The 20,764-nt window shown below is 57.7% G+C and carries 23 protein-coding genes; 16 read left to right on the forward strand and 7 right to left on the reverse strand.

Going from position 1 to position 20,764, the window contains the following annotated elements; translation table 11 throughout:
• Positions 1–25: 25 nt before the first annotated feature.
• On the reverse strand, positions 26–1,420 hold the full coding sequence (locus N8E89_RS12165; RefSeq protein ID WP_106666440.1) for an aminotransferase: 1,395 nt from the start codon (positions 1,418–1,420) through the stop codon (positions 26–28).
• Positions 1,421–1,647: 227 nt separating this feature from the next.
• Positions 1,648–1,989, reverse strand: coding sequence for a hypothetical protein (locus N8E89_RS12170; protein ID WP_146147847.1), 342 nt, complete (start codon positions 1,987–1,989; stop codon positions 1,648–1,650).
• Between the two features lie 362 nt (positions 1,990–2,351).
• On the opposite strand from N8E89_RS12170, the gene N8E89_RS12175 reads away from it, so the two are divergent.
• From N8E89_RS12175 to N8E89_RS12195, 5 genes are all read left to right on the forward strand, one after another.
• A complete protein-coding gene (locus N8E89_RS12175) occupies positions 2,352–2,732 on the forward strand; it encodes a hypothetical protein (protein ID WP_106666442.1) in 381 nt (126 codons plus the stop codon).
• A gap of 110 nt (positions 2,733–2,842) precedes the next feature.
• Entirely contained in the window at positions 2,843–5,266 is a 2,424-nt protein-coding gene (locus tag N8E89_RS12180) for a phosphocholine-specific phospholipase C (RefSeq protein WP_262260008.1), read from the forward strand.
• Positions 5,267–5,347: 81 nt separating this feature from the next.
• Positions 5,348–5,560 carry an AbrB/MazE/SpoVT family DNA-binding domain-containing protein gene (locus N8E89_RS12185; protein WP_099999768.1) on the forward strand — a complete coding sequence of 71 codons (213 nt, stop codon included), beginning with the start codon at positions 5,348–5,350 and terminating at the stop codon, positions 5,558–5,560.
• Positions 5,560–5,940, forward strand: coding sequence for a type II toxin-antitoxin system VapC family toxin (locus tag N8E89_RS12190; protein ID WP_106666444.1), 381 nt, complete (start codon positions 5,560–5,562; stop codon positions 5,938–5,940). Before N8E89_RS12185 ends, N8E89_RS12190 begins: the two co-directional genes overlap by 1 nt.
• Before the next feature lie 239 nt (positions 5,941–6,179).
• Complete coding sequence (locus N8E89_RS12195; protein WP_262260013.1) at positions 6,180–6,749, forward strand: DUF1499 domain-containing protein; 570 nt, start codon at positions 6,180–6,182, stop codon at positions 6,747–6,749.
• An 18-nt stretch (positions 6,750–6,767) separates the two neighbouring features.
• On the opposite strand, the gene N8E89_RS12200 is transcribed toward N8E89_RS12195, so the two are convergent.
• The gene (locus tag N8E89_RS12200) at positions 6,768–7,667 is read right to left on the reverse strand and encodes an MBL fold metallo-hydrolase (RefSeq protein ID WP_106666446.1); all 900 of its coding nucleotides are present in this window, start codon (positions 7,665–7,667) and stop codon (positions 6,768–6,770) included.
• Positions 7,668–7,788: 121 nt separating this feature from the next.
• Here N8E89_RS12200 and N8E89_RS12205 point away from each other — a divergent pair, with 121 nt between their 5' ends.
• From N8E89_RS12205 to uraH, 9 genes are all read left to right on the forward strand, one after another.
• Positions 7,789–8,376, forward strand: coding sequence for a biotin transporter BioY (locus N8E89_RS12205; RefSeq protein WP_106666447.1), 588 nt, complete (start codon positions 7,789–7,791; stop codon positions 8,374–8,376).
• A gap of 75 nt (positions 8,377–8,451) precedes the next feature.
• Positions 8,452–8,682 carry an amino acid transporter gene (locus N8E89_RS12210; protein ID WP_245448959.1) on the forward strand — a complete coding sequence of 77 codons (231 nt, stop codon included), beginning with the start codon at positions 8,452–8,454 and terminating at the stop codon, positions 8,680–8,682.
• A gap of 130 nt (positions 8,683–8,812) precedes the next feature.
• Positions 8,813–9,739 carry an allantoinase PuuE gene (gene puuE / locus N8E89_RS12215; RefSeq protein ID WP_410010305.1) on the forward strand — a complete coding sequence of 309 codons (927 nt, stop codon included), beginning with the start codon at positions 8,813–8,815 and terminating at the stop codon, positions 9,737–9,739.
• Between the two features lie 116 nt (positions 9,740–9,855).
• Positions 9,856–10,365, forward strand: coding sequence for an ureidoglycolate lyase (locus tag N8E89_RS12220; RefSeq protein ID WP_106666449.1), 510 nt, complete (start codon positions 9,856–9,858; stop codon positions 10,363–10,365).
• Positions 10,366–10,397: 32 nt separating this feature from the next.
• Positions 10,398–11,153 (forward strand): 2Fe-2S iron-sulfur cluster-binding protein, encoded by a 756-nt coding sequence (locus N8E89_RS12225; RefSeq protein ID WP_262260022.1) that lies wholly within the window; start codon positions 10,398–10,400, stop codon positions 11,151–11,153.
• Positions 11,062–11,853, forward strand: coding sequence for an FAD binding domain-containing protein (locus N8E89_RS12230; protein ID WP_262261889.1), 792 nt, complete (start codon positions 11,062–11,064; stop codon positions 11,851–11,853). The genes N8E89_RS12225 and N8E89_RS12230 overlap by 92 nt, the downstream gene beginning before the upstream one ends.
• On the forward strand, positions 11,850–14,159 hold the full coding sequence (gene xdhB / locus N8E89_RS12235) for a xanthine dehydrogenase molybdopterin binding subunit (protein WP_106666451.1): 2,310 nt from the start codon (positions 11,850–11,852) through the stop codon (positions 14,157–14,159). The genes N8E89_RS12230 and xdhB overlap by 4 nt, the downstream gene beginning before the upstream one ends.
• 12 nt (positions 14,160–14,171) lie before the next feature.
• The gene (gene uraD / locus N8E89_RS12240; protein WP_262260025.1) at positions 14,172–14,675 is read left to right on the forward strand and encodes a 2-oxo-4-hydroxy-4-carboxy-5-ureidoimidazoline decarboxylase; all 504 of its coding nucleotides are present in this window, start codon (positions 14,172–14,174) and stop codon (positions 14,673–14,675) included.
• A gap of 10 nt (positions 14,676–14,685) precedes the next feature.
• The gene (gene uraH / locus N8E89_RS12245; protein WP_106666453.1) at positions 14,686–15,039 is read left to right on the forward strand and encodes a hydroxyisourate hydrolase; all 354 of its coding nucleotides are present in this window, start codon (positions 14,686–14,688) and stop codon (positions 15,037–15,039) included.
• On the opposite strand, the gene N8E89_RS12250 is transcribed toward uraH, so the two are convergent.
• The 3 genes from N8E89_RS12250 to N8E89_RS12260 are packed head-to-tail and all read right to left on the reverse strand — an operon-like array spanning position 15,036 to position 16,405.
• The gene (locus tag N8E89_RS12250) at positions 15,036–15,221 is read right to left on the reverse strand and encodes a hypothetical protein (protein WP_262260028.1); all 186 of its coding nucleotides are present in this window, start codon (positions 15,219–15,221) and stop codon (positions 15,036–15,038) included. The two genes, uraH and N8E89_RS12250, sit on opposite strands and share 4 nt — an antisense overlap.
• Positions 15,214–15,567 (reverse strand): hypothetical protein, encoded by a 354-nt coding sequence (locus N8E89_RS12255; protein WP_262260029.1) that lies wholly within the window; start codon positions 15,565–15,567, stop codon positions 15,214–15,216. Before N8E89_RS12255 ends, N8E89_RS12250 begins: the two co-directional genes overlap by 8 nt.
• A 43-nt stretch (positions 15,568–15,610) precedes the next feature.
• A complete protein-coding gene (locus N8E89_RS12260; protein ID WP_262260030.1) occupies positions 15,611–16,405 on the reverse strand; it encodes a DUF2793 domain-containing protein in 795 nt (264 codons plus the stop codon).
• 421 nt (positions 16,406–16,826) lie between these two features.
• Between N8E89_RS12260 and N8E89_RS12265 the strand changes: the two genes are divergently transcribed.
• Together N8E89_RS12265 and N8E89_RS12270 are read left to right on the forward strand one after the other, a co-directional pair.
• The gene (locus tag N8E89_RS12265) at positions 16,827–18,695 is read left to right on the forward strand and encodes a polysaccharide biosynthesis protein (RefSeq protein ID WP_106666455.1); all 1,869 of its coding nucleotides are present in this window, start codon (positions 16,827–16,829) and stop codon (positions 18,693–18,695) included.
• A gap of 81 nt (positions 18,696–18,776) precedes the next feature.
• Positions 18,777–19,658 (forward strand): glycosyltransferase, encoded by an 882-nt coding sequence (locus N8E89_RS12270; protein ID WP_262260031.1) that lies wholly within the window; start codon positions 18,777–18,779, stop codon positions 19,656–19,658.
• A 1-nt stretch (position 19,659) separates the two neighbouring features.
• On the opposite strand, the gene N8E89_RS12275 is transcribed toward N8E89_RS12270, so the two are convergent.
• Complete coding sequence (locus N8E89_RS12275) at positions 19,660–20,664, reverse strand: MraY family glycosyltransferase (RefSeq protein ID WP_106666531.1); 1,005 nt, start codon at positions 20,662–20,664, stop codon at positions 19,660–19,662.
• Positions 20,665–20,764 lie beyond the last annotated feature (100 nt).

Below are 20,764 nucleotides of genomic sequence, written 5' to 3' on the forward strand. Positions count from 1 at the left end.
CCCATTTTCCTTTAACATATTGATACTACTGCGCGCGCAGTCCGTTCTTCGACACATAGGCCTCAGTGTCGGCCAGTGCTTTCTCGAACCGGTTGAACAACTCGTCGAGCTCGTCTTCCGTGATGATCATTGGCGGGCAGAATGCGATCGTATCGCCTAGAGCGCGGAGCACAGCGCCATGTCCTTCGAGGAACTTTGCAAGATTTGCTCCAACGCCATGCGCCGGATCGAAAGGCCGCTTCGTCGATTTGTCAGCAACCATCTCAACCGCGCCAACAAGTCCGCAAGAACGGACCTCGCCCACGAGCGGGTGATCTTTGACTTTGTTCAAGCGGGCCTCGAATAGTGGGGTAAGCCCTCGCACATACTCAACAATATTGCGGCGCTGGTAGATCTCGATTGCCTTCACGCCGAGGGCGCAGCCGACCGGATGACCGCCATAGGTGAAGCCATGGCCGAACGTGCCGAGCTGGGCGCTGTGGTCGACATAGGCCTGATAGACATCCTCCGGAACAAGCACTGCACCGAGTGGCGCATAGGCCGCGGTCAGCTGCTTGGCGGCGGAAATGGTCGTTGGCGTCATGCCGACGGTCTGGCTGCCCCACCAGTTGCCGGTGCGGCCAAAGCCATTGATCACCTCGTCGGAGACGATCAGAATATCATGCTCGCGCAGGATGGGTTCTATCGCCGCAAAATAGCCGGAAGGGGGAACTATGACGCCGCCCGCACCCATCACCGGCTCGGCGATGAAGGCGGCGATCGTCTCCGGTCCCTCGCGTTCGATCATATCTTTCAATGACTTGGCGAGGCGTGTGACGAATTCGGCTTCGCTTTCGCCTTCGAGGCCGAAGCGGTAATGGTGTGGGCAATCCGTATGCAGGATGCCTTCGACCGGCAGGTCCCAACCCTTGTGATTACCGGCGAGGCCGGTCAGCGAGGCTGCCATGACGGTCACGCCGTGATAGGCCTTGATACGGGAGATGATCTTCTTCTTTTTCGGCCGGCCAAGCGCATTGTTATAATACCAGGCGAGCTTGACCTGGGTGTCATTAGCCTCGGAGCCGGACGAGGTATAGAACACTTTCGAAATCGGCACCGGCGCGATTTCCTTAAGCTTTTCAGCGAGTTCGATGGCCGGCTCCATACCCTTGCCCCCGAAGAGATGGTAATAGGGCAGGGTGCGCATCTGCTCGTTGGCCGCCTCGATCATTTCTTCATCGCCGAAGCCGAGGCCCGCACACCACAGCCCCGACATGCCTTCGATATATTCCTTGCCTTGCGTGTCATAGAGATAGACACCTTTGCCGTGTCCCATCACGACGGGCCCGTTTTCCTGAAGCTTGTGGATCGGCGTGTAGGGATGCAGGATTGCGTTGATATCGCGCTGCTGGACATTGGTGAGGGGGTGGCCGTTCGCCATTTTGGAACTCCGGATGTGAAGGGTATGCAACCTTAGCCAGACTTGCCGGCAAGAGCAAAGCTTAGCTGCTGGAAAACACGCCTTGCAACCGAACTAACCCAAAAATCAACTCAAGGTGCAGATTCTTTAGCCAGAATCGACGGTTGTTGGGTAAGAATTGCCCGGTCTTCGGCCATTTCCAGGTATTCTTGGGCAGGAAGTGCCTTGGAACGCATTCAGCCTTTGCGCTAGACCAGCAGTCCTTTCATGACCGCGACAAAATCCGCGCCGAGTTTTTCAAGAAGCGTGGCTTCGTCCTGTTCGGAGGTCACGGTCAAAGTGGTTCCATCATTGCCAAGCAAGACGAACACCACCTGATTCGTCATTCCGTCTGAAACGGAAATGGCGGCGATCCGCTGCTGGTCGCCATCTTCCGGCCCCCTGATATTGAAGATCACTTCGCCATTGACGAGATCGGCGGCTTTCTGCAGCGCACCTTCAAATCCGTCGGCAACGATATCCTGTGCGCCAAGCGCCAGTTCGATCTCTACAACTTCAAGCGAAACCGCTTTGCCAGCATCAGGCATCATCTTCGGCCCCGTCATTCTTCTTTTGCGAAAAGCGGTTTGCGGTCCGCTCCCTGTTTCCTGCCCCTTGGGGTTCATACCCAAATCACGTCTGCGATGATGTCAGCTATGTGACAGCCGATCCACTCATAAAGTGTAAACGGAATAAATCTGCAACCGGATCCCGGCCGCTCACCCGTCAGCGAGCATGTCATCCAGATTTCACACGCGGCGGGTATGCCGAACGCGTGACGATCCGCGATACTGCTGCCGTCCGGGAACAAAGGCCGGAATCTGGCTCGGCCGTCCCACCAGAGCAGATCGAATAGTATATTTGAAATTTCAAGCTGCAGATATTTTTTTATTTATTCCGTTGGAGCAAGGTTTTGAAACATCGTTTTTGCCTGTTACTTCCCCTGATTTTGATTTCTGCCTGTAATGGATCGGACTCCAAGCCGGATGACAGTGTTGCCAGGTCGACTTTCGATGCGGTGACCGCAGAGCTGAAGGAAACCAAAAGTGCGTTGGCCAAAGCGCAGCAGGATAATGCTGATCTTGCCGGTCAGCAGGGGCAAATTCAGACCGCCCTCGACGCAAAATTGGCTGAACAGGAAGAGCTCCTCCAGAGGTTACAGCGGGCCGACCTTACTGAAGCTGAGCGGGATGAGCTTAAACGGCAGTTGGGTAATGTCACAAAAGAGCGCGATCAGCTCATTGCAAATAAAGCCAAGCTTACCGCATTGCTCAAGAGTGCTGTTTGTCAATGATGCAATATTGTTCCGCTGCGTATTGCTGCAAAGAATGAATGCAGCGTTCTCTGAATCAAAATAAGCATCAAACAACATTTCAATAACCGACTTATTTCAGGAAGTTTATTATGGATAGACGCGATTTCATCAAGATGCTGGGTCTTGCGGGCACGAGCGCCGCAGCCTACACCGCCTGCTCAAACTATATGAGCGAAGCGCTTGCTCAATCGACGGTGGTCGACGATCTGTTGGCAGCAGGCGTGGAATGCGAGAAGGGATCGCTTGCTGATATCGAACATGTGGTGATCCTGATGCAGGAAAACCGTTCCTTCGACCATTATTTCGGAACCTTGCGCGGCGTGCGCGGCTTTGGGGATCCGAGGCCGATGAAGAAGCAGGACCGAAAAAGTGTCTTTGACCAGCTGGGTTGGGCGCGGCCTGTGAAGAATGCGGCTGGCAAGTGGGTCATGGAGCTTGACGCACTGAAGGACGGCAAGCCGGATTTCGAGTTTGCAGAGCTGAATGCTGATGGAACTCCAGCATACAACTTTACCGGACAGACGAAATCCGGCAAAGCCAGAAAGCAACAGTGGGTCAAGCCCTATCATTTGCCCAAAATGACCGTCAATGAGCCTGAAGGCGATATCGATCCGAACAGTTCCGGAACGGTCTTCCTGCAGGATCCATGGCACGGGTATCAGGACGGTATTGCTGCGTGGAATGCAGGCAAGAACGACCAGTGGATGCCATTCAGGGACATCGTCTCCATGGCGCACTATACGCAGAATGATATTCCGCTCTATTTCAAGCTGGCGAAGACATTCACGCTTTGCGATGCCTATTTCTGCTCGGTCAATGGTCCGACAGACCCCAATCGCAGTTACTTCTGGACCGGCACCTGCAAGGGCCGGACCTCCAACGGTTTTTTCAGTTCAAAGGACGACGATGTTTCTGACAATGATCCGTCCCGGGCCGACTGGAAGTCTTATCCGGAGAAACTTGAGGACCTTGGCGTCGACTGGAAATTTTACCAGGACGGCTTGACGTGGACGAGCGATCCGTTCGCTGGAAACTACGGCGACAATACGCTTGAGTTCTTCAGACAATACCGCGACCGGACGACATCGATCTACAAGAAGAACCAGTCTGTAAACTCGGTTCTGCGGACCGATGCGAGCAAGCCATCGCAGTTTGAACAGGATATCATCGACAACAAGCTTCCGGCCGTATCCTGGATTGTTCCAGCAGAAGCCTTCACCGAACATCCGAAATATCCGCCGCATTTCGGTGAGTTCTATCTGAACGAGATTTTGCGCGCCTTTCTTGGCAACAGGGAAGTCTGGCACAAGACCGTGTTTATTATTACCTATGATGAGAATGGCGGTTTCTTCGATCATGTGCTCCCGCCTGTGCCACCGTTGACATCGGACAACGGACAGACTTCGCCCGGCATCACCCTGGCGGCCGCGGGTGAGATCAATTCCGAAACGTCAATCGAACAGGCAACCCCCATCGGCATGGGGCCGCGTGTTCCGACGCTGGTTATTTCACCCTGGAGTGCCGGCGGGCGGGTCTGTTCGGAAGTTTTCGATCATACCTCCGTCATCCGCTTTCTCGATAGCTGGCTCACGGCAAAAGAAAAACAGAAAGCGTATACGCCTGCGTCTTCCAGTATCTCGTCCTGGAGGCAGGCCATCGCCGGTGATCTGACCAGTGCATTCGATTTTGACCGCACCAAAATGGGCGCAATGGACGAACTGATCGACGCGATCAAATCCGAAAGAACTTTTGCGGCGAAAGTAAAAGGCAATTCGACAGGTGTCGGTGCTTTCCAGCCGGAATATTCTCATGTCCTGGCCGACCCGGAGGCGAAAAAGCCGGTGCTGGTCAAACAGGACAAGGCGCAATGTGCGCTATTGCCGGTCGGCTATGATTTCCAGGTGTTCTTCAAATATGGAACTCACACCGACGGCAAGACAAGGGTGGAGTGGGTCATCAGAAATTCCGGCCCGCTTGGCGCATCGTTCTATGTCATACCCTATTCGAGGAGCGATGGCCCCTGGTTCTTTAGTGTCGAAGGCACGAAGGTCGGCGGGACGCCGGTCACACTATCAGAGAATAGCTATGCCCAGGTCGCCAATGGCGATTATGCCCATGCCATCCACGGCCCGAATGGTTATCTATTCGAGTTCGCAGGCAATACCCTGGATACGGTCCAGATGCAGCTTCCAAATATTGTCGATGTAAAATCTTTGAATGACGGAGCCACGATCCAGATCGTCTTCGACGAATGGCCGACAGCCAATGGCAAGTTGAAGCTGGTCAGCGCCTATACCGGCGATAAGGCTGTCATCGAAAACGGGACGGCAAGCATCGATGTCGCGACAAAGGACGGCTGGTACGATGTTTCCGTCGTCGATGCGGTTAATAGCAACAGCTTCCTGCGCCGCTATGCGGGTCATCTCGAAAATGGCAAGATCAGCAAGAGCGACCCGGCCATCGGCCTGCAGTATAATGAAACGACGCGGGTTTATGATCCGGTAACGGCGTAGCGATTTCACGCTGGGCTTTGAGAAAGTGTCGAGGCGTGCTATTTTCTTACCGGATTGTTATCGATCGGAGAAGAGTACGACATGCCTGACACTGCAACACTTTCGACGAAGTTCCAGATTTCGATTCCGAAAGCTGTTCGTACTGCACGCAAATGGAAGGCCGGGCAGGAGTTTGTCTTCATACCGAAGGAAACTGGGGTATTGCTCATCCCCGTTCCCGAACAGGCCGACCTCGCGGGGATTGCCAAGGGCGCCACTTCGAAGAACTATCGCGACCGCAAAGACCGGTTCTGATGCGTCTCGTCGATACGTCAGCCTGGATCGAATGGCTGATTGCCTCACCCACCGGAAAAATAATAGCACCTCTCATGCCGGCGCGGGAAGATTGGCTGGTTCCGGCGATTGTAGAGCTCGAACTTGCGAAATGGCTTACCCGGGAGCTAAGTGAGGACAAGACGGATCAGGTTATTGCTTTCACCCAAATGTGCCTTATCGCCCCCCTCGATACGAAGATCGCTCTGGCGGCTGCAGCGATTTGCGTCCAGCAAAAACTTGCGACTGCCGACGCAATTGTTTACGCGACTGCATTGGAATATGACGCAGAACTTTTGACATGCGACGCTCATTTCGACGGCCTGCCCGGCGTCACGTTCATTGCGAAGATCAGCGGCTGAAAGGAACCCATGCGAACGCATTATCGACGCCGCCAATCGATTTCAGCCAAATGGTCGGTACGCTTTGCCTTTCTTTCGGCGATCCTCTTTGTGCTCTCGAGCCTGGGGCATCGATTCTGAGCGCATCGAAACACCTGAGTTTCTCTGGCTGCTTGCCATCGTTGCCGGTCTGGCGCTGTTCGCGGTCCTGCTCAGCATCAAGGGCTTCACCAGTGTATGGCGCCGCGGCGATCGCGGTTTTGCGAGCGCGTTCTGGGGGTGCAGTGATTGCGCTGCTGGTGCTCGCACCCTTCGTCACCACGCTCTATCAGGCACTGGCGCTTCCAACGATATACGATGTCTCGACCGATGTTACTGACCCGCCTGAACTGTTCGCCGCGGGACAGCGGACAGAGCGGATGAATCCGCTTGTCAATGATGAGGATAGCCGTGGGCTTCAATCCAGTGCCTATCCTCAAGTGACGGGCCGCCGCTATGAGGGTTCGCCCGACCGGATTTTAACCGCGGTGAATACCGTCATCGCCAATAACGGCTGGACGATCATAAGCCAGAGAGGCGAGCCGGGCGAGGACGAGGAAATCCTGCTGGAAGTGGTGGCGCGGACCTGGCTCATGGGCTTCACCAGCGATGTGGTCATCCGCCTCGCCGACGAGGGCGAGACCACCTACGTCGATATGCGCTCGGTTTCCCGCTACGGCATTCACGACCTCGGCGAGAATGCCGACCGCATCACCGCCTTCATGACGGCACTCGATGCGGAAGTGCAGGGCGCCCAGCCGGAGGAAGAAACGACCCAGCCGGCGCAGTGATGCTACCATTGTAAGAAACTACCAATAAACCCCATCAATCGCCGGGTTTCCTTCGGTCTGCACAATTCCGCGGCCGACAAGGTCCTCAAGATGCGCGAGAACCGAGAGAGCGGCAGCGCCATGCAACCGCGGATCGGTTTCCCGGTAGATCACCCTGACCATGGCTGGAATGTTGCGGTCGCCGGCCCGCACACGCTCCAGTATCGCGCGCTCACGCATCTTCCTGTGGGCTTTCAAGCCGCGAACGAAGGTCCTGGGCTTGGTCACCGGGCCGCCATGGCCGGGAAAATAGACGCGGTCGTGCCGCTGCAGCAGGCGGTCGAGCGACGCCATGTAGTCCGACATGGCACCATCGGGCGGGGCGACGATGGATGTGGCCCAGGCCATGACATGATCGGCCGAAAACAGAATTCCGGTGCTCTCCAGTGCGAAAACCACATGGTTTGCGGTGTGGCCGGGTGTGTGAATGACGCGTAGCGCCCAGCCATCGCCCTCGATGAGAGCGTTGTCCGGCACTGCGATATCCGGAACGAATTCCATATCTCCGCTGGCATCCAGCAGGTTGACCTCGCCTATGTGCAGGGCGCGGGCCGGCCGATGCGGGCCCTCCGCGACGATCGTGGCGCCGAGCTCATCCTTCATCACGGTCGCCAGCGGCGAGTGATCGCGGTGGGTGTGACTGACGAAGATGTGGCTGACCGGGCGGCCGGCTATGGCGCGCAGAAGCGTTGCGTGATGCGCCTCGTCGAGGGGCCCGGGATCGATCAGTGCCAGCGTGTCCCGCCCAACCAGATAGGAGTTGGTGCCGTGAAAAGTGAAAGGACTGGGATTGTTGACCGTGATTCGTTGGACATTTGGCGCAATATCAACGAATTCGCCATAGCGCGGCGCAAAACTGCTGTCGAAAACGAGAGACATTAATGGATACTACCTTTGTAGGGCTTTCGACGTATTGCGGTGCGACATAAACCCCAATATACCGTTTTCATGACGTGGCGAAAGCCGCCTTTGGGCGAAGGCCGATCTGGAGGTTAAAGAAATGATTGCAGTTCAAACCCGTTCTCTTGCCGAAGAATTCCAGCCGGAAGGCCAGCTTGCCAAGGCGATCTGGTATGTTTCGCTCGCTCTCGCGGGGACGGCATTGATGACCCTGGCCGCCAAGACCAAGGTCGACATGGTGTTCGTGAACGTGACGATGCAGACTTTCGCCGTCTTCGCCATCTCTGCGGCCTATGGCTCGCGGCTCGCAGTTGCAACCATGGCGCTTTATTTGCTTGAAGGCGCACTCGGCATGCCGGTATTCACCGGAACGCCGGAAAAGGGCATTGGCCTTGCCTATATGGTTGGACCCACGGGCGGCTATCTTCTTTCCTATCTCGCAGCCGCCTGGATTGTTGGCCGTGCGGCCGACAAGGGCTTCGCCCGCAATCCGGTCTTGCTCGGCCTGGCCATGCTTGCCGCTGAAGTGGTCATCCTGGGCATGGGCTTCCTGTGGATGGCCTACCTCCTTGGTTTTGAGAAAGCCTTTACCTTCGGCGTGGGCCCTTTCATCGTTGCCGACATCCTCAAGCTGGCTCTCGCAGCTGCCATTGTTCCGGCGGTGGGATCGGTGTTCAAGCGCCGGTGACACCGGCGCTTCATTTTTGACCGCGCGATTTTATTGAAGTTTTTCCGTAATTTATTGCTTCTACCCGGTGTAATATTGGATATTTTTACCACGGTTCACAATGAGCGGACGAAGCTGACAGCAGCTTGGTTTAATGGGGCCTCTGTTGCGCTCTATGCCGTGGGCGGCTTGGCTCCCATGGCATCAAGTATCTACAATTCAGGCGGGCCGAACCTATTGATTGCAGGCGGCACGGTGATTTGTATTTTGGCTGCGACTGCATTACATTTATTTGCGAGACGGATCTTGAAGGGATTGAAGCCATGAGCTTGGAACAGTTTTTGCTTTTCATGATCATGCCAGTCGGTGGATTGGCGATGGCAGGCTTCATGATGTACATTACACGCAAAGATCGCAGAGACGATAAGCCGAAACACTCGCATTAGTTATTCCAGCCTTGTCCGACTATCCCCGCAATCTCATTGGCTATGGCCGCAATACGCCCGACCCGAAATGGCCGGGCGGCGCCAAGATCGCCGTGCAGTTCGTGGTCAATTATGAAGAGGGCGGCGAGAGCTCGATCCTCGACAATGATCCGGCATCGGAGTGCCTGCTTTCTGAGATCGTCGGGGCCCAGCCCTGGCCCGGCCAGCGCAATCTCAACATGGAATCGATCTACGAATATGGCTCGCGCGCCGGTTTCTGGCGGCTATGGCGCATGTTCACCGCTCGCAAGATGCCTGTCACCGTCTATGGCGTGACGCTCGCCATGGCGCGCAATCCCGAGGCGGTCGCGGCGATGAAAGAGGCGGATTGGGAGATTGCCAGTCATGGGCTGCGCTGGCTGGAATACAAGGATTGCCCGGAAGAACTTGAGCGTCAGCATATCCATGAAGCAGTGCGCCTGCATACGGAGATCACTGGCACGCGGCCGCTGGGCATATATCAAGGCAAGCCTTCGGACAACACGCTGAAGATCGTCATGGAGGAGGGCGGGTTTGTCTATTCCGCCGACAGCTATGCCGACGAACTGCCCTATTGGGTCGAGGGTCCGAAGGGGCCGCATCTGATCGTGCCCTATACGCTCGACGCCAATGACATGCGCTTCGCGACGCCGCAGGGTTTCAACTCCGGCGAACAGTTCTTCACCTATCTGAAAGATACGTTCGACGTGCTCTATCGCGAGGGCAAGCAGGGCGCGCCGAAGATGATGTCGATCGGGCTGCATTGCCGCCTCGCCGGGCGCCCGGGCCGTGCCGCCGCGCTGGAGCGGTTCCTCGATTATGTTCAACACCATGAAGAAGCCTGGATCACGCGCCGCATCGATATTGCAAGGCACTGGCACGACCTGCATCGGCCGGAGACCCCTGCCAATTCACCCTGATGGCCATCTGATGCGACTTTCTGCGCTTCCGGTGCTCACCCATATGTCCGCTGCGCTCCGGTTCTCGAAACCCACACCAGCTGCCTCACCAGGCCGAATTCTCAGAGGTCTCCGATATGAGGATTGCAAGCATTGATGTCCGGCCGCTGACGAAGGCGTTGTTCGCGCCCTACGGCGATGTGATCGAAACCGAAGGTGCCGAACTGCGCCTCATCAACAATGGCACGACGGAACGGTATCACGATCTCGCCAATCTCGATGTTACGGGCGCAGCTGCGCGGGTGCTGGTCAACATCTTCCGGGGCAAGGCTTTTGGGACGCCAATTGATATAACGATGCTGGAACGCCATCCGCTTGGCAGCCAAGCCTTCATGCCGCTGCAGAACCGGCCGTTTCTGGCCGTCGTGGCGGAAGATGAGGAAGGACGGCCCAGACACCCCGTCGCCTTTCTGTGCAAGGGAAATCAGGGCGTCAATTATGGCCGCAATGTCTGGCATCACCCGCTGATTTCACTGGAAGAAACGTCGGATTTTCTCGTGATCGATCGCGGCGGCGAGGGGAATAATCTCGAAGAGTTTTTCTTTGACGATGTGGTCTACAGGATTGACAATCCCCAACCCTCTTGACGCCCGCGCGCAGCCGGTCGAAGCTGCCAGCCATGTCACAAACAATACGTTTTTTTCTCAATGGTCAAAAGCAGGAAGCCTCGGTCCGGCCGGATATGACAGTGCTGGACTGGCTGCGCAGTACGCCGCGTCTGACCGGTACCAAGGAAGGTTGCGCCGAGGGCGATTGCGGGGCTTGCTCGGTGCTGATCGGCGATCCGTGGTTCGCCCCTCGACAAACTCAGGGTGAGGAAACGCACCATGAGGGCGAGGTTCATTACCACGCCGCCAATAGCTGCATTCTCGCCATGGGCCAGATCGACGGCCGTGCGCTGGTGACTGTCGAGGGTCTGAAGGGCGAGCAACTGCACCCGGTGCAGGAGGCGATGGCGGAAAACGGTTCCTCGCAATGCGGCTTCTGCACGCCGGGTATCGTGATTTCGCTGGCTGGTCTTGCGGCGGGCAAAGCCGGGGCCAATGACGACGATATTCACGATGCGCTGGCGGGCAATCTCTGCCGCTGCACCGGCTACCGGCCCATCGTCGAAGCCGGACGCAAGGTGATCTCGCGCCGGCGGCGCGAAGATCGCCGGGCCGCAGGTGGCCGCCTTCGCAAAGATCGAACCGCACGCAACGATCTCGGCTTCCGGCGCGACATTCCACCAGCCGGCTTCGCTCAATGTTCTCCTGCAGCTGCGCAAGGAGAGGCCGGAGGCGATCCTGCTCGGCGGCGGCACGGATCTCGGCGTTGCGCTGGCGGATTATCATTCCGGCTGGGACGAGGTGGTCTCGCTTGCCCATGTGAGTGAACTGCGTGCGGTCCGCGAAACGGAAAATCATCTGAGTTTCGGCGCTGCGGTGACGTGGGAAGAAGTGCTGGAACGGGTCGCGGGCTTCTACCCGTCCTTCGCCACGCTCATCCGCCGCTTCGGCTCGACACAGATACGCTCCATGGGAACGATCGGCGGCAATATCGGCACGGCGAGCCCGATTGGCGATGGTCCGCCCGCGCTGATTGCGCTTGGCGCCGAGGTGGAACTTGCATCGTTGAGCGGCCATCGCTTCCTGCCGCTCGAAGACTTCTTCCTCTACTATCGCAAGACAGAATTGCGCCCCGACGAGGTGATCGCATCGGTGTCGATCCCCAAGCCAGGCGAGGGACAGGAGTTCCGCGTCTACAAGATCTCCAAGCGTTACGATCAGGATATCTCGACAGTCTGCGCGGCATTTTCGATTGTCCGCGAGGAGGGGCAGGTGCGCAGCGCCCGCATCGCCTATGGCGGCATGGCAGCGACGCCGCAGCGCGCCGGCCAGGCGGAACAGGCACTGGTCGGCAGCAGCTTTGACCGCAAAGCAATCGACGCCTGCGCTGCTGCGATTACGGCGCAATTCAAGCCGCTCACCGACTGGCGCGGCAGCGCCGATTACCGGCTGAAGGTGGCGGCAAATCTCGCCGAGCGGTTCTGGCGCGATGTGGCTGGCGAGACCGTGGAGGTGATGGCGCTATGAATATCGACGCCAAGGTCGTCCACCGCAGTATCGTCGGCAAAGGCATTGCCCATGACAGCGCCGCGCGCCATGTCTCGGGTGAGGCGAATTACATCGACGACATGCCGGAACTGCCGGGCACACTGCATGCGGCCTTTGTATTGTCGCCGGTCGCCCATGGCACGCTGAAGGGCTTTGACGCATCCGCAGCGCTGGCAGTGCAAGGCGTTGCAGGCGTCTGGTCGGCGAAAGACGTGCCCGGACACAATGAAGTCGGGCCGATTCTTCATGGCGAGACACTCTTCGCCGAAGACATCGTCGATCATGAGGGCCGGGTGATCGCTGTCGTCGCGGCACACGATTTCGAGACGGCCTATCGCGCCGCAAAGCTGGTCAAACTGGATATCGAACCCCTGGAGCCGGTGCTCGATGTGGAAGAAGCGCATCGGCGCAGGAGCTATGTCCTGCCGCCGCAGGAGGTTATCGACGGTGACGTCGATACCGCCCTGGCCAGGGCGCCGCACGTGTTTTCCGGCAAGCTGCGCATGGGCGGGCAGGATCATTTCTACCTGGAAACCCACATCGCCTATGCCATTCCCGGCGAGAACGGCGAAATGCTCGTGCATTCCTCGACGCAGCACCCAACCGAGGTGCAGCACCACGTAGCGGGTATTCTTGGCATCCACGCCAATGCAGTGGAATGCCAGGTGCGCCGCATGGGCGGGGGGTTCGGCGGCAAGGAAAGCCAGCCGACGATCATCGCCGGTGCCGCGGCGCTGATCGCGGCCAAGACCGGCAAGCCTTGCAAGATGAGGCTGAAGCGCCGCGATGATATGGCGGGGACGGGCAAGCGCCACGACTACGTCGCCAATTGGAAGGTCGGGGTGGACAACCGGGGCCGCATTCTCGGCCTCGATGTTGAGTATCTGGCGCGGGCCGGCAATCTGCCGGATCTGACCGGGCCCGTTATCACCCGTACACTCACCCATACCGATAATTCTTACCACATTCCCCATGCGCGCTTCATCGGCCATGCCTGCAAGACCAACACTGTCTCCAACACGGCGTTTCGCGGCTTTGGCGGGCCGCAGGGCATTATCACCATCGAATGCGTTATCGATACGATCGCCCGTGAGTTGAAGCTCGACCCCAACAATGTCCGCGCCATCAACTACTATGGCGAAGATACGGGGGACATGACCCCCTACGGCCAGAAGGTCGAGGACAATCGTCTTGTCGAGGTGACGCAGGCGGTTATGGCTTCGGCTGACTGGCAGCGCCGCCGCGCGACAATCGATGCGCACAATTCAGAAAATCCGGTGATCCGGCGCGGACTGGCGATGATGCCGGTCAAGTTCGGTATCTCGTTCAATCTGACATCGCTCAATCAGGCCGGTGCGCTGGTGCACGTCTATCTGGACGGGTCGATCTTCCTCAATCATGGCGGCACGGAAATGGGGCAGGGCCTTTTCGTCAAGGTTGCGCAGGTCGTTGCCGAGGTGTTTCAGGTAGACCTCGATATGGTGCGTATCTCTTCGACCGCTACCGGCAAGGTACCGAACACCAGTGCGACGGCTGCCTCTACCGGCTCGGACCTGAATGGCATGGCCGCCTTCAAGGCGGCGACGGCCATCAAGGCGCGCATGACGAGGGTAGCGGCCGAGCATTTCGATGTGGAAGAGGACGTGATCGTTTATCGCGAAAGCCGGGTCCACGCCGGTAACGAATCGATTTCGTTCGGTGAACTGGCGAAAATGGCCTGGGCCAAGAGGGTTCAGCTTTCAGAAGCCGGACACTATGCGACGCCGAAAATACACTGGGATGGCAAGACGATGAAGGGCCGGCCCTTCTTCTATTTCAGTTACGGCGCGGCGGTGGCGGAAGTCGCGATCGATACGCTGACCGGCGAAACGCGCTGCCTGCGCGCCGACATTCTGCAGGATGTCGGCTCGCCGCTGAACCCAGCCATCGATCTTGGCCAGATCGAAGGTGCTTTCGTGCAAGGCATGGGGTGGGTGACGTGCGAGGAACTGTGGTGGGACAAGTCCGGGCGCCTGCGGACCGTCGGGCCATCGACTTACAAGATACCGGGATCGCGCGACGTGCCGCCGGAATTCAATGTCCGTATTCTCGACAATATGCCGAACCGGGAGGAGACTGTGTTCCGTTCCAAGGCGATCGGCGAGCCGCCGCTGATGCTGGGCATTTCGGTCTGGCTCGCCATTCGTGACGCCATCGCTTCGATGAGAGGCGGGGTGCCGCAGCTGGACTCCCCGGCAACGCCGGAAAATGTCCTGCGTTCAATAAGGGCAAGCATGAAGAGTTGAGAGGGAGGGACTATGACGCTTGAAAAATTGAACAATTCAAGCACAGAGGAATTTATCGCGGCGCTCGGCAGGATATTCGAACATTCGCCATGGGTGCCAGAAGCAGTGCTGCAGATGCGCCCGTTTTCCAGTGTTGACCGCCTGCATGGAGCAATGGTGGCCGCCGTTGAGAAAGCGGGTCAGGTCGCCCAGCTCCAGCTCATTCGCGCGCATCCGGATCTGGCCGGCAAGGCCGCGCGGCAGGGCAGCCTGACGGCAGAATCCACCAGCGAGCAAAAGGGAGCCGGCCTTGACCGCCTGACGGACAATGAATTCGAGGAATTCCATCGGCTCAACAATGCCTATCAGAGTCGTTTTGGGTTCCCGTTCATTCTGAGCGTGCGCGGCCATGACAAACACTCGATCATGGCAGCATTCCGCCAGCGCCTGAGCCACAATGCCGGGGAAGAGGTGGCAGAGGCACTACGGCAGATTGCTTTGATCGCGCGTTTTCGCCTTCACGATTTAATTGCCTAAGGGGGCTCTTATGGGAAAGTTATCCACGCACGTGCTCGATACCGCGGCGGGCTGCCCCGCTGAGGGCATTGCAATCACCTTGCACCGCATCGAAGAAGGTGGCCGGGTGCTGCTCAAGACACTCGCAACCAATGCGGACGGGCGAACGGACGAGCCTTTGCTTTCGGCCGACGAAATGAAGGTTGGCCGTTATGAACTGATTTTCTTCGTCGAGGATTATTTCAAGCACAGGATGGTTGCTCTTGATACGCCAGCCTTTCTCGACGAGGTTCCCGTCCGCTTTGCCATTTCCGATGTCGAGGCGAACTACCATGTGCCCTTGCTGGTGACGCCGTGGTCTTATTCGACTTACAGGGGGAGTTAGCTTTGAAGGATGCAGAATTGAGCACCGATTATCTCCCCCTTGCGGGGAGAGAGGGGGAAACGCACCATCAAAATCCCTTCTCTTGGATTTTCTAAGGATTTAGCAAAGCGGCTAAATCCAAGAAAATCCTTTCTCTCCCACAAGGGGGAGAGATAATCGGCACCGTCTATTTCTTTATCCATACACCCCGATCACGCTGAAGCTGCGTTGTTCATCCCCTCTGAAATAGGCGAGGTTGGACGATGATACTGGCGAAGCGTCCTTGCATGCGATGGTCATGTTTGTTGCGTCCTTGGTGCCAAGCAGGAGGCCGTCCTGCATAAAGACGCCGCCCAGAAGTTTCTGCATCATCGGAGAAATATCGACGGCGATATTCTTTTTGACTGGATCGACGATCTGGATCGTATCGCCGGCCGACCACTGCCTGACGTGATCGGCGCTACTGACCTGCAATCCATTCAACGTTGTATCCCATTCGGCCCAGGCCGATTGTGCGGGCGATCTGGTTACATTCCATATCCGGATCATCGCCATGCCCCGCATGGGCGAACCGAAGAACGCCGATACGGCGTCAGTCGTAAAGGTCAGGATATCCGAGGCAACCGATGCGAGCTTGGCGGTTGTGGGATTCTGGCTGCCCGCCGTTTGATAAATGGTGGCTTCCATCTCTGTGGCGGGCACGAAAATCAGGCCGGATTGCTTCTTGCCGGTGGCGGCGTTGGCAATGCCGCCGGGAAACCGCACCGACCCGCTGGCGTTGTCGGCGACCAAGGCATCGTGCCATTGGTCGCCGTCGGCGCTGGTCTTGATCTCGAAAGTCGCGGCCCCACATCGTGCCCATTTCCGCGCAACCCTGATAGTTGGACTGAAACAATAGCGATGCGGCCTGATTGTCATCCGCCTTGTTTATCTTCAGCTGATGACTTTGGCCGGCATGATCGAACAGTGAGGCAGGGCTTTTCAGCGCTAGCCGGTTGGTTTCATCGGCTATCGTGTTGATGCCAACGGCTGGAACAGGATTGGTACCCGCCTTTGCTCCACTCCATGCCGCCTGACTGAAGACCGCGAAAGTCCGCTCCTCCATCACCCAGGCATACCAGCCCTCCTGCGGCTCGAAGAACGCCCAGGCTCCATCCTGCCAGGCGGCAACCTGGTTGTCCTTGCCGGACCATTGGCCTGACGCGGCGGATGCAACGATGTAGCGGGCGCCTTCCTGAGGCTCCGCTGGCGGTTCGGCAGCGTTACGGCCGGCCACCGACAGCTGAACCAGAGCATCGAGCGCACGAATGGCTTCGTTATGGGTGACGTGTTTCTGCGCCTGGGACGGCGCTATATAGGGCAGTTTGAGATTTGATGTCTGTTCCATGTGGCTGTCCTTTCAGCTTTGCGCCAAGACAACCAAGATTAATGCCTTTCCATATGTGTTGGATAAACCGCCTGCCGCGGAACCGTCAGGACAACAACCTTGCAAGGCATTTCAGCCAGCTTGATGCAACCCAGCATTCGCTGCCCTGGCAGAAATCAAACCATGACTGGCAGGTATACAGGATCGGCCGCTCCGGCTGAGGCGAGGGCTCGCCCGTAAGCTCGGAGGTGAGGGCCGTGTTCCGGGTCCAATTCACACGTTAAGGAAAGGAGGGCGGGCGTGATCTCGTCCTCTCTCCAATCCGTAACACAACGAGTTTCCTGTTGATTTCCAAGCACGTGGGGGTTGATCACCAGACGAGCATTGCATTTTGATTACCCTATGCTACTGGTCTGGCGTTTGTTTCAAGCACCGAGGATCAATGAAATTGGAAAATTTTCGGCAAAGCATCTCGATGATGCCGCGTCGTTACAAGCAACTGATCCTTGTCGCTTTCGACGTGGTCACGCTGACATTCGCCGTTTGGCTCAGCTATCTGTTGAGATTCAGTGCGTTTTTCATACCGAACAGCGAGCAGGCCCTGTTGATGGTTGCTGCGCCGATGATCGGCCTGCCGGTATTCGTCCGTTTCGGCCTCTATCGTTCGGTAATCCGCTATCTGCCTGACAAGGCAATCTGGACGATGATCCAGGCGGTAACAATATCCGTGATTCTGTGGGTCTGCCTCGCGTTCCTGACGCTGATGACCGGCGCCGAAGGTGTGCCCCGTGCGATTCCATTCCTCTATTGGGTCTTGAGCATCGGCCTTATCTGCGGCAGCAGGTTCGCTGCCAAATGGATATTGTGGAGCTCGCTTCGCCAGCAGCTCATGGAGAGACAATGTCTCATTTTCGGGGCGGGTGATGCGGGCCGCCAATTGGCCAATGCGCTCAGGAGCCAGAACGAGGTTTTTGTGGCCGGCTTTGTCGATGATGACAAAAGCCTTCACGGCATGGATATCCTCGGTATCCGCGTCTACCCGACGTCGCAGCTCGAGACGCTGATCGATAATTTCGGCATAAACGAGATGATCGTGACCACATCTGCCTTAAGCGGCATTCAGCGCCGCAGATTGATTGGCAAGCTGAAGGCTCTCGACGTCAAGGTGCGGATCTTGCCGGCGATTTCCGACCTGACGGCCGGTAAATATCTTGTCAGCCATCTGCGCGATATCGATATTGACGATCTGCTTGGCCGTTCGCCGGTGCCCGCAGACCCAAGCCTGCTCGACAAGACCGTGGAGGACCGGGTCATCCTCGTCACCGGCGCCGGCGGATCGATCGGTTCGGAGCTTTGCCGCACCATCGTCAAGCTTGCTCCGGCCAAGCTGGTGATTTTCGACGTCAACGAGCACGGTATTTACCAGCTTCAACGGGAACTGACGGCAATCAGTGATTGCGTGATCGTGCCCGTCCTCGGTTCGATCAGCGACGCGGCATTGATCAAGTCCGTCCTTGCCGAGCACAAGGTGGAGAACGTCTATCATTGCGCCGCATACAAGCACGTTCCCCTGGTCGAAGAGAATGTTGTTGAGGGCGCTCGCAACAATGTGCTCGGCACGGATGTATTGGCCGGTATGTCCCGCGAAGCTGGCGTTCGCAATTTTGTTCTCATCTCGTCCGACAAGGCAGTCCGGCCGTCGAATGTCATGGGGGCGACGAAGCGGTGGGCTGAGCTGATCGTGCGCTATCATGGCAATATAGCGAGCGAACAAGGCACCGGGCAGATCTTTGCTTCGGTCCGTTTCGGCAATGTGATCGGGTCGAGCGGTTCAGTCGTGCCGTTGTTTCGCGAACAGATCGCGCATGGGGGTCCGTTGACCGTAACGCATGACGACATGACGCGGTATTTCATGTCCGTGCGCGAAGCCGCAGAACTGATCATCCAGGCCGGGGCGCTTTCCGAGGGCGGCGATATTCTGCTGCTTGAGATGGGCGAGGCGGTTCGCATACGCGACCTGGCCGAAAACATGATCCTGTTGGCCGGGCTATCGGTCAAGGATGCCGCACACCCAGAAGGCGACATCGAAATCGTTACCGTGGGAATACGTGATGGCGAAAAGCTGCACGAGGAGCTGTTCTACGATCCCGTTGGCGTTGCACCGACGATCCATTCGAAAATTCTCCGTGCCAGGCGCAGTGTCAATTCCGTCGGTCACTTGCCCGAAGCGGTCGCTGAATTGCGCCGGCTGATCGATGAGCGGGACACGGAAGCGGTTCGCAAGCTGCTGTTCGAGGGCGCGAGCGCTTAGGGGTCAGGACCTCATTCTTGGCCATTTTGACTGTCAAACAATGGCGGCGCCGAGTCGAAGACAAACCAGGGTTGAGCATTGTTGAAACGCACACCATCATCGGGAACGGTTGCCGTCCTCATGGCAACCCGCAATGGCGCGGCGTTTCTGGATGGACAGTTGGCCTCCATTGCAGCCCAGACCTATCCCGACATCGACCTGTGGGTGTCGGACGACGGGTCGAGCGACGAGACAGTCGCCATCCTGAATGATTGGGCGGGGCGCTGGCCCAAGGGGCGGATGCGTATCGTTCAGCAACCGGGTGAAGGCCGGGCGGAGAACTTCCGCTCCCTGATCGTCAGCGCCGAAAACCAGGCTGATTATTACGCCTTTGCGGACCAGGACGGCCTGTGGGAGGCGGAGAAGATCGCCGTTTCCGTTCGCTGGATCGAACAAAACGCTTTTGCCGTGCCTTCGGTGTTCTGCACATCGCCGCAGTGCGGTTGCGAGCCCGATTTCCGCAATGCACTCGTGCAGAACATCGCGGCCGGAAACACGATGCTTTACAACAGGATGGCGCATGATCTTCTGGCGGAATCCTGCCGGAGGACCGGGTTTCATAGCCATGACTGGTGGCTATACCTGATCGTTTCCGGTGCGGGTGGCGTTGTTCATTGCGACCCCCGCCCAATGCAGCGCGAGCGTCAACTGGAGCCTGAAACGGGTTGGCGCACCTGGATTGCCCGGGCGCTGCGACGTCGAGCCGGCCGCTTTGCCGAACAGGCGGATGTCAACCTCCAGGCGCTGGTCCGCAATCGTGATCTGTTGAGCGGCGAAGCCAGAGCGATCTGTGACCTCTACTGGAAGGTGCGATCAGATAATTTCATCAAACGGCTTTACTATTTGCGCAAGTCCGGTGTGTACCGGCAGACGGTGCAGGGCCAAGCAGGGCTTTACCTTGCTGCACTGTTGCGCCGGCTCTGACTCATGCCGGCAACTGCTTCTTGCCGCGAAAACGGTACAGGAGCAGCGCAACGCCAACGAGCGCCATGAGAATGCCGGCAAGACGCACCGGGCCATGCTGCGCCGAGGCAAGCGCACAGGCGCCGAGAACAAGATTGAGCGCTCCAACGCTCAGGATGACTTGCCACACCGTCCAGCCCGAACGTTTGGCCACCTGGTAGGCGTGCCGGGAATGGGCGGCAAGGATGTTCTCGCCTGCAGCAAGCCGCATCAGCAGTGTCGATGTTGCATCGGCGATGAAGAAGAGCGGCAGGATCAGCCCTGCCCAGACCGACATGTCTCGAGCTACGAGGAAGAATGCGAGGCCGCTCAGAAGGCCAACGGGCAGGCTGCCGGAATCGCCCATAAAAACCTTTGCTTTCGGCCGGTTGAAGACGGCGAAACCAGCAAGGCTGCCAGCAATCGACGCAGCGAGATTGCCCGTGCCAAGTGCGGTAAGCCCAAACGCAGAAAAGCCAGCCAGCAGCGCCAGAGGTATGCCGAGACCGGAGACGACCATCAGGTCGAGGCCATCCATGAAGTTGGTCAGATTGATGAAATAGACAAGTGCCAGCACAAGGAGGCCACGCTCCAGAAAAAGCGGCAAAAGGTCGGGCAGCAGGCGGAAATCCGGGCCAAGGCCATAGACGGCAATGGCGGAAGCAAGGAGCTGCGATACGAGCCGGATGCTCTCCGGCAGATGATGGCGGTCGTCGAGGAAACCGGTTATCCACAGCAGAAGGGCGGCAATGGTTGCGGTGACCACAAATTGGCGGTCGAGCCCGTTCTCCGGTGCATAAATCCAGAGAGATATGAGAATCGCTGGGACAATGGCCAGACCACCAAGCTGCCTCGCGGCCTGGGTGTGATTGGAGCGTTCTGTAACCGCCGCGCCAAGGAAATCAGCCGGGAGGAGGCGCATGACGATCGCCAGCAGCACCGCGCTTGCAATGGCGGTGACGAGAAAAGAAGAAATGATTGTAGCCAATGCTGGATCCACGTCCTTATTCCCAGGGCTTGCTCAGAGATGGCACTTAGCACTGTTGGAAAATATCTGAAAAGCGTTATTGTGGACTTGGTCAGGAGGC

The sequence above is a fragment of the Phyllobacterium sp. A18/5-2 genome, assembly GCF_025452215.1.
In the GTDB taxonomy this organism is placed as follows: domain Bacteria; phylum Pseudomonadota; class Alphaproteobacteria; order Rhizobiales; family Rhizobiaceae; genus Phyllobacterium; species Phyllobacterium sophorae.